14 protein-coding genes are annotated in these 15,851 nt (G+C 69.4%); 8 read left to right on the forward strand and 6 right to left on the reverse strand.

Annotated features, from left to right (window positions below):
• The first annotated feature begins 79 nt into the window (after nucleotides 1–79).
• The 8 genes from rpmH (at nucleotide 80) to JOD95_RS09505 (ending at nucleotide 5,100) form a co-directional block, all read left to right on the forward strand.
• Complete coding sequence (gene rpmH / locus JOD95_RS09470; RefSeq protein ID WP_043595303.1) at nucleotides 80–217, forward strand: 50S ribosomal protein L34; 138 nt, start codon at nucleotides 80–82, stop codon at nucleotides 215–217.
• A gap of 61 nt (nucleotides 218–278) precedes the next feature.
• Entirely contained in the window at nucleotides 279–641 is a 363-nt protein-coding gene (gene rnpA / locus JOD95_RS09475; protein WP_066657545.1) for a ribonuclease P protein component, read from the forward strand.
• Nucleotides 638–1,033, forward strand: a complete 396-nt coding sequence (gene yidD, locus JOD95_RS09480) for a membrane protein insertion efficiency factor YidD (protein ID WP_081985178.1) — start codon at nucleotides 638–640, stop codon at nucleotides 1,031–1,033. The genes rnpA and yidD overlap by 4 nt, the downstream gene beginning before the upstream one ends.
• 8 nt (nucleotides 1,034–1,041) lie before the next feature.
• A complete protein-coding gene (gene yidC / locus JOD95_RS09485; RefSeq protein ID WP_066658860.1) occupies nucleotides 1,042–2,004 on the forward strand; it encodes a membrane protein insertase YidC in 963 nt (320 codons plus the stop codon).
• Nucleotides 2,005–2,508: a R3H domain-containing nucleic acid-binding protein gene (locus tag JOD95_RS09490; RefSeq protein ID WP_209684765.1), complete on the forward strand. Its 504-nt coding sequence runs from the start codon at nucleotides 2,005–2,007 to the stop codon at nucleotides 2,506–2,508.
• Entirely contained in the window at nucleotides 2,505–3,149 is a 645-nt protein-coding gene (rsmG, locus tag JOD95_RS09495; protein WP_209684767.1) for a 16S rRNA (guanine(527)-N(7))-methyltransferase RsmG, read from the forward strand. Before JOD95_RS09490 ends, rsmG begins: the two co-directional genes overlap by 4 nt.
• 80 nt (nucleotides 3,150–3,229) lie before the next feature.
• On the forward strand, nucleotides 3,230–4,123 hold the full coding sequence (locus JOD95_RS09500; RefSeq protein WP_066657539.1) for a ParA family protein: 894 nt from the start codon (nucleotides 3,230–3,232) through the stop codon (nucleotides 4,121–4,123).
• Nucleotides 4,123–5,100 carry a ParB/RepB/Spo0J family partition protein gene (locus JOD95_RS09505; protein WP_209684769.1) on the forward strand — a complete coding sequence of 326 codons (978 nt, stop codon included), beginning with the start codon at nucleotides 4,123–4,125 and terminating at the stop codon, nucleotides 5,098–5,100. The genes JOD95_RS09500 and JOD95_RS09505 overlap by 1 nt, the downstream gene beginning before the upstream one ends.
• A 1,808-nt stretch (nucleotides 5,101–6,908) precedes the next feature.
• Here the strand turns inward: JOD95_RS09505 and JOD95_RS09510 are convergent.
• From JOD95_RS09510 to JOD95_RS16390, 6 genes are all read right to left on the reverse strand, one after another.
• Nucleotides 6,909–7,466 (reverse strand): YdcF family protein, encoded by a 558-nt coding sequence (locus JOD95_RS09510; protein ID WP_209684771.1) that lies wholly within the window; start codon nucleotides 7,464–7,466, stop codon nucleotides 6,909–6,911.
• A gap of 107 nt (nucleotides 7,467–7,573) precedes the next feature.
• Complete coding sequence (locus JOD95_RS09515) at nucleotides 7,574–8,536, reverse strand: D-alanine--D-alanine ligase (protein ID WP_066657533.1); 963 nt, start codon at nucleotides 8,534–8,536, stop codon at nucleotides 7,574–7,576.
• Between the two features lie 40 nt (nucleotides 8,537–8,576).
• Nucleotides 8,577–9,881: a PLP-dependent aminotransferase family protein gene (locus JOD95_RS09520; RefSeq protein WP_209684773.1), complete on the reverse strand. Its 1,305-nt coding sequence runs from the start codon at nucleotides 9,879–9,881 to the stop codon at nucleotides 8,577–8,579.
• A gap of 177 nt (nucleotides 9,882–10,058) precedes the next feature.
• Nucleotides 10,059–10,385, reverse strand: coding sequence for a thioredoxin (trxA, locus tag JOD95_RS09525; protein ID WP_022832611.1), 327 nt, complete (start codon nucleotides 10,383–10,385; stop codon nucleotides 10,059–10,061).
• 63 nt (nucleotides 10,386–10,448) lie between these two features.
• Entirely contained in the window at nucleotides 10,449–11,447 is a 999-nt protein-coding gene (trxB, locus tag JOD95_RS09530) for a thioredoxin-disulfide reductase (RefSeq protein WP_066657530.1), read from the reverse strand.
• Between the two features lie 134 nt (nucleotides 11,448–11,581).
• Nucleotides 11,582–15,772 carry a DUF6049 family protein gene (locus tag JOD95_RS16390; protein ID WP_245172039.1) on the reverse strand — a complete coding sequence of 1,397 codons (4,191 nt, stop codon included), beginning with the start codon at nucleotides 15,770–15,772 and terminating at the stop codon, nucleotides 11,582–11,584.
• Between the last annotated feature and the right edge of the window lie 79 nt (nucleotides 15,773–15,851).

A 15,851-nucleotide genomic window follows, 5' to 3' on the forward strand; every position in this document is an offset into this window, starting at 1 on the left:
GCCTCGTCGAGCGGCTGTCCAGACATACGTGTCGGCTCGCGCTGAGCCCGTCCTCGAGCGCAGCCGTGTGGAGATCATCATGAGCAAGCGCACCTTCCAGCCGAACAACCGTCGTCGCGCCAAGAAGCACGGCTTCCGCGCCCGCATGCGCACCCGTGCCGGCCGCGCCATCCTGGCCGCGCGCCGCGGCAAGGGCCGCACCGAGCTCAGCGCCTGATCGGGCTGCGCCCCTCGGGGCAGCGCCTGATTCGGTCCCGAATCGGAACCCGGTAGCGATCGTGTTGGCCCGCGCCAACCGCATCGTCCGCGGTGAGGACTACCGGTCCGTCGTGCGTCGTGGTCGCAGGAGCGCCACGGCGCACGTCGTCGTATCCGTGGTCCGTCGACCCGTCGGGGCCGAGCCCGGTCCGGACGACCCGACCCGCTTCGGGTTCATCGTCGCGAAGACGGTCGGCAACGCCGTCACCCGCAACACGGTGCGACGTCGGTTCAAGGCGATCGCCCACGATCTGCTGACCGAGGTGCCGACCGGCCACGACGTGGTCATCAGGGCCTTGCCAGCCGCGGCGCAGGCCGGATGGCCTAGCCTGCTCGGAGACGTCTCGCGCTCCTTCGCGCGCGGGGTGGAGAAGGCAGCATGAACCGCATCCAGTGGACCCGGCTGGCGTTGAACCGACTGGCCTGGGTCGTCGCGTTGCTCCCGCGCAACGTGTGCGTCGTCGTGCTGCGCGCCTACCGCGCGGTCATCTCTCCCCTGTACGGGAACGTCTGCCGCTACCACCCGTCGTGCTCACGGTACGCGCTCGAGGCCATCCAGCAGTACGGCGTCGTGCGCGGGTCGGCGATGGGGGCCTGGCGGATCGCGCGGTGCAACCCGTGGGCCGCAGGCGGGATCGACGACGTGCGTGACCGCCGCCGCCCCTACCGCCTGACCCGGTTCGGGTTCGTGCTCCCCCCGTCCCAGCTGCACCCCCAGCCGTCCGGCGATGCCCGTCGTCCGGTCCTGCTCCCCCAGCGCACTCGAAAGGCGTGACCGTCCTCATGGACTTCATCGGAACGATCCTCTGGCCACTGAAGTGGGTGGTCTCGGCGATCCTCGTGGCCTTCCACTGGATCTTCGAGTCGATCGGCATGGACCCGTCGGCCGGCATCACCTGGGTGCTGTCGATCATCTTCCTCACCTTCGTGGTGCGGGCCGCGCTCATCCCGATCTTCGTCCGGCAGATCAAGTCGCAGCGACGCATGCTCGAGGTGGCGCCGCAGCTGAAGAAGATCCAGGACAAGTACAAGGGCAAGAAGGACCAGTTCTCGCGTGAGGCCATGAGCCGCGAGACCATGGCCCTCTACAAGGAGACCGGGACGAACCCGCTGAGCTCCTGCCTGCCGCTGCTCATCCAGATGCCGATCTTCTTCTCGCTGTACTCGGTGCTGCACGAGGCGCAGATCAACAAGACCGGCATCGGTCTGCTCACGAACACCCTGGCGCAGGACTTCGGCAACGCGGCCCTGTTCGGCGCTCCCCTGCACGAGACCTTCACGAACGCCTCCGGGTGGGAGGTCCGGGTCATCGCGGGCTTCATGATCGTCGTGATGACCGCGTCGCAGTTCGTCACCCAGCTGCAGCTCGTGGCGAAGAACATGTCGCCGGAGACCAAGGCGTCGCCGATGTACCGCCAGCAGAAGATGATGCTGTACATCCTCCCGCTGGTGTTCGTGATCTCGGGTCTGAGCTTCCCCCTCGGCGTCATGTTCTACTGGCTGGCCTCCAACATCTGGACGATGGCGCAGCAGTACTTCGTCATCCGCAGCATGCCGACCCCGGGTTCCGAGGCCGCACTCGCCCGTGAGGCCCGCCTGGCCAAGAAGGCCCAGCGTCGCGGCACCCCGGTGCTCGCCGAGGCCGGCGCTGGCTCCACCGCGGTCGAGGTCGAGCCCGTCCGCGTGACCACGCAGCGTCAGCAGCCCGTCGGCAAGAACCGCTCCAAGAAGAACGGGAAGAAGTAAGTGACCGAGCAGGACACCGCACCCACCGTCGACGCCGCGGCGGAGACCGAGACCGACGAGGTCCGCGACGAAGCGGACATCGCGGCGGACTACATCGAGGAACTCCTCGACATCTGCGACCTCGACGGGGACATCGAGATCGAGGAGCGTGGCGGACGGGTGTACCTGTCCGTGAGCGACGAGGGCGGCGCACTGCGGGTGCTCTCGAAGCCGGACACGGTGTCGGCCCTGCAGGAGCTGACCCGCATCGCCGTGCAGGCCGAGACCGGCGAGTTCAGCCGCCTCATCCTGGACGTCGGTGGCTCGCGTGACGCCCGAGCGACGGAGCTCCAGCGTCTGGTCGACACGGCTGTCGAGCGCATCGAGAGCGGTTCGTCGTCGGCGGCGCTCCCTCCGATGTCGTCCTACGAGCGCAAGCTCGTGCACGACCTGGTTGCCGAGAAGGGCTTCCACTCGGAGTCCGAGGGCGAGGGACGAGACCGCCACACGGTCGTCACGCGATGACCGACGAGGTCACGCCGGTCCTCGAGCGGGAGCCGGCTGCCGCTGCGGAGCTGTTCGGCGACCGGATCGAGGTCGCGCGGTCCTTCACGGCCGAGCTCGCTCGTCGCGGCGAGGAACTGGGCCTCATCGGACCCCTCGAACTCCCCCGCCTGTGGACGCGACACATCCTCAACTCTGCCTTGCTCGCGCCGCTCCTGGAGGCCGATGGTCGCGTCGCGGACGTCGGTTCCGGAGCGGGGCTCCCGGGCCTGGTGCTCGCGATCGCCCGTCCCGACGTCTCCTTCACGCTCATCGAACCGATGGAGCGTCGCTGCGACTGGCTGAACGCCGAATCCGAGCGACTCGGGCTGGGGAACGTCACCGTCCTCCGCGGGCGGGCTGAGGACGTCGCAGACTCGGTCGTCGTCGACCAGGTCACGGCTCGTGCGGTGAGTGCGCTGTCGAAGCTCATCCCGCTCACGGTCCCGCTGGTGCGGTCGGGTGGTCAGCTCATCCTGATGAAGGGTGCGCGGGTCGACGAAGAGATCGAGAAGGCTCGGAAGGTGATCCTCCGGAAGCGCCTGGCCGATATCGAGGTGCTCGAGCTCGGAGACGGTGTGGTCGAGGAGACCACGCGAGTCTTCCGGGCTACAGTTGACTGACGCCGCGGCTGGGTCCGGCTGTGCTGGACCAGAGAGCCCGACGTTCCACGTGGAACACTGACCCGGGGAAGAGGTCTTCGTTGAGTTCATCGACCGACTACGACTCGTCGACGCCCCTGGCTCGCGAGATCGCTGACCTCAACCGGCGGCGGCGAGCGATCGCCACGCAGCAGTTCCCGCTCCCCGCGAAGACTCGCGTGTTCACCGTGTCGAACCAGAAGGGTGGCGTCGGGAAGACGACCACCACGGTGAACCTCGCGGCTGCCCTCGCGCACGGTGGTGCCCGTGTCCTGGTGATCGACCTCGATCCGCAGGGCAATGCTTCGACCGCGCTCGGGGTCGAGCACCAGGCCGAAGTGACGAGCGTCTACGACGTGATCGTGGACGAGGCGCCGATCGCCGATGCTGTTCAGCGCTCGCCAGAGTCCGAGACGCTCTGGTGTGTCCCGGCGACCATCCACCTGGCGGGTGCGGAGATCGAACTCGTCTCTCTCGTCGCGCGTGAGCAGCGGTTGCGCACGGCGCTTGACCAGTACCTGTCGTCGCTCGAGGAGCCGTACCACTACGTCTTCATCGACTGCCCGCCCTCCCTCGGCCTCCTGACGATCAACGCATTCGTCGCCGCGCAGGAGGTGCTGATCCCGATCCAGACCGAGTACTACGCGCTCGAGGGCCTCAGCCAACTCCTGCGGAACATCGAGCTGATCGAACGCCACCTCAACCCGAACCTCCGGGTGTCCACGATCCTGCTCACGATGTTCGACGGACGCACGAACCTGTCCAACCAGGTTGCAGCGGATGTCCGTGAGCACTTCGGCGAGCAGGTGCTGAAGGCCGTGATCCCCCGGTCGGTGCGCGTCAGCGAAGCACCGAGTTACGGACAGAGCGTCGTGTCGTACGACGTCAACTCGTCGGGCTCGCTCTCGTACCTCGAGGCAGCCGCCGAGATCGCAGCACGAGGAGCGCAGGACTGATGGCACCCAAGCGAACTGGACTCGGACGAGGCATCGGCGCCCTGATCCCGACGGCGTCGGACCAGCAGGACCGGCCCGTCGACGTGTTCTTCCCCACGGGCGGCTCCCCGGCCTCGGCGCCCTCCGCCGGTGCGACCGCTGAGGATTTCGTCGCCGTTCCCGGCGCACGTCTGGCGAACCTCAATCCGCTCGACGTCGTGCCGAACGCACAGCAGCCGCGCAAGGAGTTCCGCGAGGAGGAGCTCCAGGAGCTCGTCCACTCGATCCGCGAGATCGGTGTGCTCCAGCCCATCGTCGTCCGTCCGATCGCCGGCGCATCAGGCACCGAGGCGCAGTACGAGCTCATCATGGGTGAGCGTCGTCTGCGTGCCACGAAGGAGCTCGGGCTCGCGACCATCCCCGCGATCGTCAAGGACACCCCTGATGACGCGATGCTTCGGGACGCGCTGCTCGAGAACCTGCATCGTGCACAGCTCAATCCGTTGGAAGAGGCGTCGGCGTACCAGCAGCTGCTCGCGGACTTCGGGATCACGCAGGAGCAGCTCGCGCAGCGCATCGGCCGGTCGCGTCCGCAGATCACGAACACGATCCGTCTGCTCCGGTTGCCCTCCCCCGTCCAGCGCCGCGTCGCTGCCGGTGTGCTGTCCGCGGGACACGCACGTGCCGTCCTCGCGGCACCGGACGCCGAGGCGATGGAGTACCTCGCCGAGAAGATCGTCAACGAGGACCTGTCCGTCCGGGCCGCAGAGGCGATCGCGCAGCAGTTGTCGGCCAAGACGCCGGTGAAGCCGAAGGCGGAGCCGACGAAGCGACAGGCGCACTTCAACGACCTCGCCGAGCGCATCGGTGATCGGTTGAACACACGCGTGAAGATCGCGGTTGGTGCTCGCAAGAGCTCGGTGACGATCGACTTCGCGAACGGCGATGATCTCAACCGCATCCTCGGCGAGCTGGGCATCAGCGACATCGCTGGCTAGACGCGCTCGGAGGCCGTCGTTGGTGCAGGGACGGCGCCCTGTGGCCGTGTGCGGAGCGTACTGTGCGTCCCCGTCATCCAGTCCCCGGTCGGACCTGTTCGGCCGCCTGCGGGGCGTACGGCGGCGTTGACGAGGCGCCGAGGGCGACAGCTGCGCTCGCGCGTACGCCAAGGCCGTTGAGGCAGTGTTCCACGTGAAACGTCTGAATCCGGTTGTTCGGGTCAGCCGTCTCGTCTCGCGAGGCTGCTCGGGCGCTCGCGGCCCGCACATCTCGACGATGTGACGATGTGCGTGCCTGCCGGTGGTCCCTGCGAGCTGGAGAAGGCTGCGTACGCCACCGAGTTCTTCCGGTGCTACCGATCGGAGCCTGTGCCGGCGTACGGCTCGCGGAGTGCAGCTGGGGTGAGCCTGCGGCAGTACGCGGATCGCATGGCCGCTACGCGATGACGGGCCACCGGACGTGCTGGCACCATCACTGCTCCATGGTCTCTCTCCCTCTTGTCCTCCGAGTGCGTCGGTCGTCGACCTCGACCTCGACCACGATCCTCGTGTTCGCGGTACCGGCGGTGCGCCCGTCAAACGAGCGGTCGTGCGCGACAGAAACGGCTTGGTGCTCGGCCTCCCTGGCAACGGCGACGGCGACGGCGCAACGATGCTTGTGACGGCGTTCGATCAGAACAACCCGGGACGGGTGCGGCGCCGGACCTCGGGCGGACGACGGCCGCGTGGCTTGGTGCTGAGACCCGACCTCACACCGTAAGCGGGCAGCGCATCGTTCGTCCTCACGCTGGCGGCACGAGCGAGCGGGCGCTGTGGACTTCGAACTGAGTAGGTCGGCCCAACCCGGATGTGCGCAAGGTGCGACAACGAGCGGTCCGTCTGCGGCTACGGGCGGCACGGCTCCCTGGCCGTCGGCAGTACCGTCGGGCGCCGCGGACGGTCGACAGCGGTGCGACGACCTCGACGGAGCCACGTGATGTGATCCCTACCTCGCCCCCTGGTGACGGTAGCGTGACGTCCGGGGTGAGGATGCAGATGCCCGCACCATCCACGGGAGGCGACCTGCGGAGGGTGTCGCGCGGCTGGCCCGCATCCCGTGGCTGCAGTGCGCCACGGTGGGAAGGGGCCTGCTTTGCTCGAACTCGTCCGCACTGATCGTTCTACAGCGCCGCCCTCCCCCGCTCGGCCCGCGACGCGCGCGAAGCGACGCGCGCCGTGGGATACGGTCTCTGGGCTGGCGGGGGTTCATCGAGGAGGACGAGGATCGCTGCGACCGACGGCATCGGCTCAGGTGAGGCTCGAGCCGAGCCGTTCGGAGGTGCGAGCGCGAACCCGATGCATCCTGCGACGCCCGTAGGCCACCGTCAGGGTCGACCAGGACCGGAGCGATGTGCGGCACCTGTGCGCCGGATGCACCAATTCACGACCGGCTTGCCCCTGGTGCACGAGGCGCCGTGAGTCCGCTCCTGCACCAGTGCGAGGGTCGGGGCTGCACGAAGGGTCGAGGTTGGAGAATCGGCGGCGCGGTGCACCTCGACGACGACCGTCGTGCGAGAGCTGTCCGCACCCGGTCAGCAGCCGAGGGACTGATCGGCGCAATCTCCGCTTGGGAACCGGCGATGCAGTACCTCTACCGCGCTGGCGAGCATGATCGGCCTCCGCGCCCCTCTCCCGATGGAGATGACGAACGCACGCCGGCTCTGTTCACCGCGTCCGGATCACGTGGTTCGGCGCCCTCCCCGGAGACGTCCTCGTCAACCGTCCCACGACGGGCGACAGTGCATCCGGGGACCACTCGTCGGAGTGTTTCACGTGGAACGGCGCGTCCGGAGGAGCTTCCAGATACCGACGGCGGCGAAGACCGGCTTCGCCCAGAGCATCTCTCCGACGCGATAGTCCAGCGCTGGGGCCAGTTTCGACGCCAGGTGCGGGTCCTGGCGGCGGAGGTACGCTCGCCCCTTCGCGGCGTGGAGTCCGTTCGAGCAGATGACGACGCGGTCTGCGGCGGCGATCATCGGCCTCGCGTTCGCGATGTTCTCCCATGTGGAGACGCTGTCGCGATCCTTCCTGACCGCACCGGTCCATCTGAGCCTGCGCACCGCATCCTCGAGTAGATCAGCCTCAGGGAACGCACCGCGCACCGCTCCGCCGCAGCACACGACGGTGGCAGTGTCACCCGCCGCTTCGTACCGCCGCGCCGTGCGCACCGCGATACGGGCGCGCCACCGGTTCACCGCGTTCGGTTCGGGGCCTGCATTCGCGAAACCGAGGACGACGATGGCCGTCACCGCTCCGGTACCCGCGGTCCTCCCTGCGCTGCGAGTCGGAATCGTGCCGAGCGCGCGCCGGGCGGTCACCGATGCCACAGCATGAGCAACCTCGCCGACGATCGCGGCAGCGCCCAACGGGACGGCCACAACGAGAAGGGGCAGTGTTCCACGTGGAACACTGCCCCTGCGTCGTACTGACATGGTCAGCTGCGGTGGTCCCGGATGGCCTGTTCCGCGAGCTCCGCGTAGGTCCAACCGAGGTCGAAGCCGGAGGCACTCAGCGCCTGCGGAACGAGGGAGGTCTCGGTCAGACCCGGGAGGACGTTGGCTTCGAGGAACCACGGCGTCCCTGCCGCATCGATGATCAGGTCGACGCGCGAGATGTGGCGGAGACCGAGCGCCGTGTGCGCTGACACGGCTGCGTCTGCGGCGGCGGAGGCGAAGTCGCCCGACAGTCGGGCGGGCGTGAAGAAGGTCGTCTCCCCCGCGTTGTAGCGCGCCTCGAACCCGTACGTCCCGCTCTTCGGGACGATCTCGACCGCCGAGAGCGCCACCGGGCCGTCACCCGTGTCGATGATCCCGACGGCGACCTCGGTGCCGCGGATGAGCTGTTCGACCACGACGTCGTCGCAGTAGGTGTACGCGCTGACCATCGCACGCGGGAGATCGTGTGCGTCCTCGACGAGCGTGACCCCCTGTGCGCTCCCGCCTCGTGCCGGCTTCACGGCGAGCGGCACCGGGTGTTCCGCGGCGATGGCGTCGAGGACGCCCACGGCACCGAGCTCGCGGAAGACGTCGTGCGACAACGTGACCGACCGAGGGGTCCGCACACCGGCCCGCGCGACGAGCGCGGACGAGGTGGGCTTGTCCCATGCGAGCCGGGCTGACGTGGAACGGGAGCCGACGAACGGGATGTCCAGCGCCTCCAGGATGCCCCGCAGCGCGCCGTCCTCGCCGGACGCGCCGTGCAGGGCCGGCCAGACGACATCCGGGCGTGACTCGCGCAGCGCGGGCAGGAGCGACGCGTCGGCATCGCGAAGGTCGACCGTCCAGCCGTAACCGGTCAGTGAGTCGGCGACGCGTCGCCCTGACCGCAGGGAGACGTCTCGTTCGTGCGAGATCCCTCCCGCGACGACGACGACGTGACGACGGGTGAGCTCGGCCATGCGAGGGTCCTCCGGGAAGAGCGAACGATGAAAGTGCTGATCAGGACACGTTCGGCGGCGGCGCGACGACGGTGGAGCGCGACTCGGACACCGCGCTCGGACGGGTTGTGTGTCCGAAGGTCTCGAGGAGCTCGAGCTCGTCGTTGATGACGGTGGCCAGGCGCTTGACGCCGACCCGGATCTGATCGGGGGTCGGGTAGCAGAAGGACAGGCGGATGTTGCCGCCGCCACGGCCGTCGGCGTAGAAGGCGGTCCCCGGTGTGTACGCGACGAGTTCCTTCACGGCACGGGGCAGCATGCCCTTCGAGTCGAGGGCGTCGGGCAGCGTCAGCCAGACGAAGAACCCACCGTTCGGCTTCGTCCAGGTGAGGTCCGGCAGGAACTCCCCCAGGGCGGCCATCATCGCGTCCCTGCGCTCCGCGTAGAGGCCCCGGAAGGTGTCGACCTGCCCCTTCCAGTCTGCGGCGTCCAGGTAGGCGTTGACGACGTACTGACCGAAGGAGTTCGGAGCGAGGACGGCCGACTCGTTGGCGAGCACGAGCTTCTCGCGGATGGCGTGCGGGGCGAGGGCCCAACCGACACGGAAGCCGGGAGCCAGTGTCTTCGAGAAGGACCCGAGGTACACGACGCCCTCGTCGTCGATCGACCGGATCGCCTGCGGAGCGGGCTCGTCGAACCAGAGCAGTCCGTACGGGTTGTCCTCGAGCACGAGGATGCCGTTCGAGCGGCAGATGTCGAGGACCTCGATGCGGCGCTCACGGCTCATCGTGACACCCGCCGGGTTGTGGAAGTTCGGGATCGTGTAGAGGAACTTGATCCGCTTGCCCTGCGTGCGCAGGTTCGCGATCGCCTCGCGCAGCGCTTCGGGGACCAGGCCGTGCTCGTCGGTGGTCACGTGGACGGTCTCCGCCTGGTACGAGCGGAAGACGCCGATGGCGCCGACGTACGACGGCGACTCGGCGAGCACGACGTCGCCCGGGTCGATGAAGAGCCGCGTGACGAGGTCGAGCGCGTGCTGCGAGCCGGTGGTGACCACGACGTCCTCGGCGCTGGCACGGATGCCCTCGAGGCTCATCACGTCGACGATGTGCTCGCGGAGGGAGCGCAGGCCCTGCCCACCGCCGTACTGCAGCGCCATCGCGGCGTCCTCGGTCATCACGCGGTCGATGGACCCCGTGACGAGCTCTCGCGGGAGCGCCGAGACGTACGGCATGCCGCCGGCGAGGGAGACCACCTCGGGCCGCGATGCCACGGCGAACAGGGCTCGGACCTCGGAGGCGCTCAGCCCGGCGGTGCGCTGGGCGTAGGAGTCGTACCAGGGGTCGAGGCTGTTGCCGTTCGTCATCGTGTGCTCCGTTCAGTGGGACATTCCCGCCACACTACGACATGCGTTGCCGGATCCGCGGTGGGAGGCGGGGGCCGATCCTGAAGCTGTGGCCCTGGCGCGCGCAGCCGGCATCCGGGAACGGCGACGGCCCCGCCCTCCGAGGAGAGCGGGGCCGTTCGCGGTCTGTCGGTCGGACTACGCCAGGAACTCGGCGAGGTCGGCCTCGAGCGCCGGCTTCGGCTTGGCGCCGATGACGGTCTTGACGACCTCGCCGCCCTTGAACACCTTCATCGCCGGGATCGACGTGATCTGGTAGTTCATGGCCGACTGCGGGTTGTCGTCGACGTTGAGCTTGACGATCTCGATCTTGTCGGCGTGCTCCGCGGCGATCTGGTCGAGGATCGGGGAGACGGCGCGACACGGGCCGCACCACTCGGCCCAGAAGTCGACGAGGATGGTCTTGTCGGACTTGAGGACCTCGTCCGAGAAGGTGGCGTCGGTGACGGCCTTTGCGTTGGACATGTGTGCTCCTTCGAGAAGTTCAGTTGGTGCAACGGCTGGGCCGCTGCGGTATTCCGGTCTGGATCAGGCCCGTGCGGCCTCGACGTCGATGATCGCCGGCCCCGCGGGCGTGACGCCCTCGGCCTGGTCGACCAGCGCGTCGTCGAGTTCGGCGAGGTACTTCTCCGCGTCGAGGGCGGCGACGGTACCGGAACCGGCTGCCGTGATCGCCTGGCGGTAGGTCGGGTCGATGACGTCGCCCGCGGCGAAGACCCCGGGGAGGTTGGTCTTCGACGAACGACCCTGGACCGCGATCGTGCCCTCGGGAGCGAGGTCGATCTGCCCGTGGATGAGGTGCGTCCGCGGGTCGTTGCCGATCGCGATGAACAGGCCGTCGAGCTGGAGCGAGGACTCCTCCCCGGTGACGGTGTCGCGGAGGGTGACGCCCTCGACCGAGGAGTCACCCGTGATCCCGGTGACCTCCTTGTTCCACGCGAACTCGATCTTCGGGTCGTTCATCGCACGGTCCTGCATGATCTTCGACGCGCGCAGGCTGTCCTTGCGGTGGATGACCGTCACCTTGTCGGCGAACCGGGTGAGGAACGTGGCTTCTTCCATCGCGGAGTCGCCGCCGCCGACGACGGCGATGTTCTTCTGCCGGAAGAAGAACCCGTCGCACGTGGCGCACCAGCTGACGCCGTGGCCGGACAGACGCTCTTCGTCGGCGAGACCGAGGTGGCGGTACGCCGATCCGGTCGCGTAGATGACCGCGAGGGCCTCGTACGTCTCGCCGGACCCGACGGTGACCTTCTTGACCTCACCGGTCAGGTCGACCGAGACCGCGTCGTCGTACAGGACCTCGGCGCCGAACTTCTCGGCCTGTTCCTGCATCTTGATCATGAGGTCCGGGCCCTGGATCCCCTCGGGGAAGCCCGGGAAGTTCTCGACCTCGGTGGTCTTGGTGAGCTCGCCGCCGGTCTCGACGCTGGACGCGACGATCAGGGGCTTGAGCTCCGCGCGCGCGGCGTAGATGCCGGCGGTGAACCCGGCGGGACCGGAACCGATGATGATGAGCTGGCGCATGCCTCGCTGCCCTTCCGTTGAGTGCTGACCGGGTGAACACATGGTAGCGGCGGGACATTCCGGCCCACCGGTGAGCGGACAGCCGGTGAGCGAACAGCCGATGAGCGGACAGCCGATGTGCGGACGATCGGCGGTCAGCGTCCGAGCCGCTTGCGGAGCAGCGCGACCGCGTTCGCGATCTCGCCGTTCTTCGACACGACCAGGGCGCCGAAGTACACGAGCGCCATGACGGCTCCGGTCAGCGCGATGGTGACGAGCGCGCCCGTCCGGTCGGACATGGCGAAGCCGTCGGGCGAGAAGGTCCCGAGGGCGGTGACGACGGCCGCCCCGGCGACGCCGGCGATGAGTGCTGCGATGACGAACTGCACGTGGGAGCGGGTGACCACGGGGCCCTCGATGCCGTTCAGGCGGCGACGGACGAGCACGAGCGCGATGATCGTCTGCGCCGTGCCGGCGAGCGTCGTGCACGCCGCGATGGAGACGCCGACGATGCTCTGCGGGAACGTCGCGACGGCCAGGGCTCCGATGACGAACAGCACCGACTGCACGCACTGCATGAGGAACGGCGTGCGGTGGTCGTGCATCGCCCAGAAGACGCGCTGGATGATGAACAGCATGCTGAACAGCACCAGGCCGGGCATGTAGGCGAGGAGCACCGCGCCGATGGAGAGCGCCTGCTCGAAGGTGCCGGCGAACATGCGACCGAACGGCACGGAGACGACGATCAGCGCCACCGACGCGAACACCGTGAACAGTCCGACGATCCGCAGGGACAGCGACAGGTTGCGCCGGACGGCGTCGAGGTCGCCGCGGCCGGCGTCGTGGCTCATCCGCGTGAAGTACGCCGTCGCGATCGACACCGCGAAGATCGAGTGCGGCAGCATGAACAGCAGCCACGCGTTCTGCAGCACCGCGTTGCCTGCGGCGCCCGTACCGAGCGACGCGACGCGCGACTGCACGATGCCCGCCAGCTGCGTCACGAGGATCATCGCGAACAGCCAGCCGGCCGCCGTGCCCGTCGCCTTCAGGCCCACACCGCGCCAGCGGAAGTCCGGGCGGAACGACAGGCCGGCGCGCCGCCAGAAGAACGGCAGGAACGCGGCCTGCGCGAAGACGCCGAGCGAGGCACTCCCCGCGAGCACCGCGATCTTCAGCGGTGTCCAGCCGTCGACCGAGGAGTTGACGTCCTGACCGCCGAACATCGCGATGAAGACGACGAGACCGGCGATGGCGATGACGTTGTTGATGAGCGGTGCCCACGTGAAGGGGCCGAAGACCTGCTTGGCGTTGAGGACCTCACCGAGGAGCGAGTACAGCGCGTAGAAGAGGATCTGCGGGAGGCACCAGAAGGCGAACGCCACGGCCAGGTCGGTCTGTGCCGGCGTGAAGCCCTTGCCGTCCCCGGTCGCCTGCTGGCTGTAGACGAACACGAGGAACGGCGCGAGGACCGTCGCGACGATGGTGATCACCACGAACACCGTCGCGCCGAGCGTGACGATCTTGTTGACGTAGGCCGTACCGCCGTCGCTGCTCTCCCGCATCGACCGGACGATCTGCGGGATGAGCACCGCGGAGAGCAGACCACCGGCGATGAGCGCGTAGATGTTGTTCGGCAGCTGGTTCGCGAGCGCGAACGCGTCGGCGCCGGGCGACTTCGCCTGACCGATCGCGTAGGCGAGCACGAACGTCTTGCCGAAGCCGAGGACCCGCGAGAGCATCGTGCCCGCCGCGAGCATCGCGCTCGCCCGACCGAGGTTCCGTTCGGCCGCGGGCTCCGCGTCGACGGCGGGTTGCTGCTGCGTGCTGATGGTCGGCTCCTCGGGATCTGGCGGGGTGTCGTCCTGGTCCGGACGGCCGGCCTGGAGGCGCGGCTCGCCGCCGTCGCGCACCGTCGCGTCCGCAGGGCGCGCACCGGCCTGCTGCGGTGCGACGCGCGCGGGACCGGACGCGGCAGTGGTGCCGACCACGGCGGCGGCGGGCGCCGCCTGTGCGACGTGGGACGGGCCTCCCGATCGGGCAGGGGCGCCGGGGGCATCGGGCTGGACCGCGAGCGGACGGTTCGGGTCGTCGTCGTCCTCGTCGTCGAGCTCGCCGTTGCGGCGGCGGATGCGCTTCCGGATGCTGCGGAAGATCCCGAAGCCGAAGATCGCGACGAGGCCGATCGCGGCCACCGCGGTGATCACGGTCTCCCACTGCGCCTGCACGTTGAGCTCGACCGTGGTGGGCTGCGACACGGTGACCCCGGTCGGCGTGGTCAGGGACATCGTCAGGTTGACCGTGCCGTTCGCGACCGACCGGACCGGGATGGTCGTGCGGGCGGAGGACTGCGGCTGGAGCTTCACCTCGATGTCGTTCCGCACGACCTGCAGCGCCGAGCTGGACGGCTGGACGTTGAGGCGCACGGTGACCGGGTAGTCCGTCCGGTTGCGGACCGACACGGGCAGCGACGATCGGTCCCCGAGCAGCGTCAGCGAGCTGGAGTCGGGGATGCTCACCTGGTCGGTGGTCTGCGTCCAGGACCGGGCCTGCCGGTCGACGGCGGTGGTGAGGGCGTCGGGTTCGTCCCGCCAGGCGTTCGACGCCAGGGCGAGCAGCTGGAGCCGCGCAGGGGCGGTGACGGTCGCGGGGTCGTCGACGGCCGATGCGAAGGCGACGAGCTCGCGCTCGCTGTCCACCAGGGTCCGCAGGCGGTCGAGGCGGGCGTCGCCGTCGTCGGCCGGCGCCAGGGTGAGCGAGCCGGCGGTCGCCTTCGCCGCGGTCGACAGGTCCGAGGGCGACACCCACGGGGTGTCCTCGAGCGCGTCGAGCACGGCGCTCAGCCGACCGGTCTCGGTCGGCCAGCTGCGGCCGAGGGTCAGGAGCACGGGGCTCTGCGCGGTACCGGCACGCGCCGCCGTCGCCAGGGTCGCGGTGAGCTCCGCCACGGCCGCGTCGTAGGCGCGCTGGTCGGTGGCGTCGGCGGCGTCCCGCAGCAGGGCAGACATGCCCTGGTCGGCGACGAGGACCTTCTGGTCGCCGATGCGCTCGGCGGCGGAGACGGTGGTGTCCGGGCCGGCGGAGGTGTTGCCGCTCGCGATGATCGTCGTCTCGGTGCCGGCCTTCGCGAGTGCGGGCAGGTCGTCGGTGGCCACGGTGTTCTCGACCGGCCACGCGACGTCGTCGAGTGCGTACGGGAAGTCCAGCAGGCTGGCGGTGGTCGGCAGCGTCGTGGTCGTGCCGTCGGTGTCGTCCTGTCCCGAGCCGTCCTGACCTGTGCCGTCCTGGCCCGTGCCGTCCTGGGTGCCGGCGGTCACGTCGTCCGAGGGGGTCGGTGTCGCGTCCGGGGTCTCGTCGACGGGGTCACCCGCGCTGGCCGAGGCCGTCGGCGTCCCGGTGGCCGTCGGGGTCGGGGTCGGCGTGCTGGCACCGGGGAAGTTCTGCTCCTCGACCGCCTGGTCGAGCGAGATCACGCCCGGGATCCCGTCCGCGCCGGCCTGGCGCAGCCCGGTGACGTCGGCGTCGGCGTACGACAGCGCGAAGGTCTCGTTCCGGAGCCCCTCGAGCCGGTCGAGCCAGTTGCGCGCACTCGACGGGGCGTTCTCGCCGAGCAGCCGGATCGAGGCGATGATCCTCGGGTCGACGCCGACGGCCACGTTGTGGTCCACGGCGGCGTCGAGCTGCTGGGTGAGGGTGCCGTCCACCGCGGTCGCCGCCGCGAGGTCGTTGGCACCGATCACGCCGTCGGCCGTGCTCGGCAGGGTGATCGGCATCGCGACCGAGACACCGACCGGGGTCTGCTGGAAGTCCGGGTACCAGGTGATCGCGGACCGGGCGACGGCGAAGGTGTCGCCCGCGGTGTACTCGGCCGCGATGCGTCGGGCGCCGAAGGACGAGTAGCCGCCGAGTGCGACGTTGCCCGGCACGATGGTCACCGTCTGGGTCACCGAGCGGTGCGCCGGGACGATCGGGACGTCCGCCGAGTCCATCGGGGCGCCGAGGTAACCGGTCGTGGTGGTGTCGGAGAGCCAGTCGGAGAGGACGTCGCGCGTGCTCTCGGAGCGGAAGATGTCGAGCTCGACCGACCCGGCGGGGACGTCCGTGTCGGTGTCGTTCGTCACCGTGACCGTGACCTGGAGGTCCTCGTCCCGTCGGACGATCCCGCGGTCGGCCGGGGCGATCGACACGGTGGTCTTCCCCTGGTCGGCGGCGGCCGGAGCCGCGGTGCGCGTCGTGGTGCGGTCGACGGAGGCGGCGTGCGCCGGGTCCGGACCTGCGGGCGTGGCGACGAGGCCGACGGCGACGAGGGCCGTGGCAGCGGCGGCGAGCGTGGAGCGGAGGATGTGCATACAGGAGGGCCCGAGGGTCGGTTCCGGCCGAGCACGAGTGTACGAGGGGCGGACGGGGACGATCCCGTGCGCGCGGGCC

Origin of the sequence: Curtobacterium sp. 1310 (assembly GCF_017834105.1) — a bacterium.
GTDB lineage: Bacteria > Actinomycetota > Actinomycetes > Actinomycetales > Microbacteriaceae > Curtobacterium.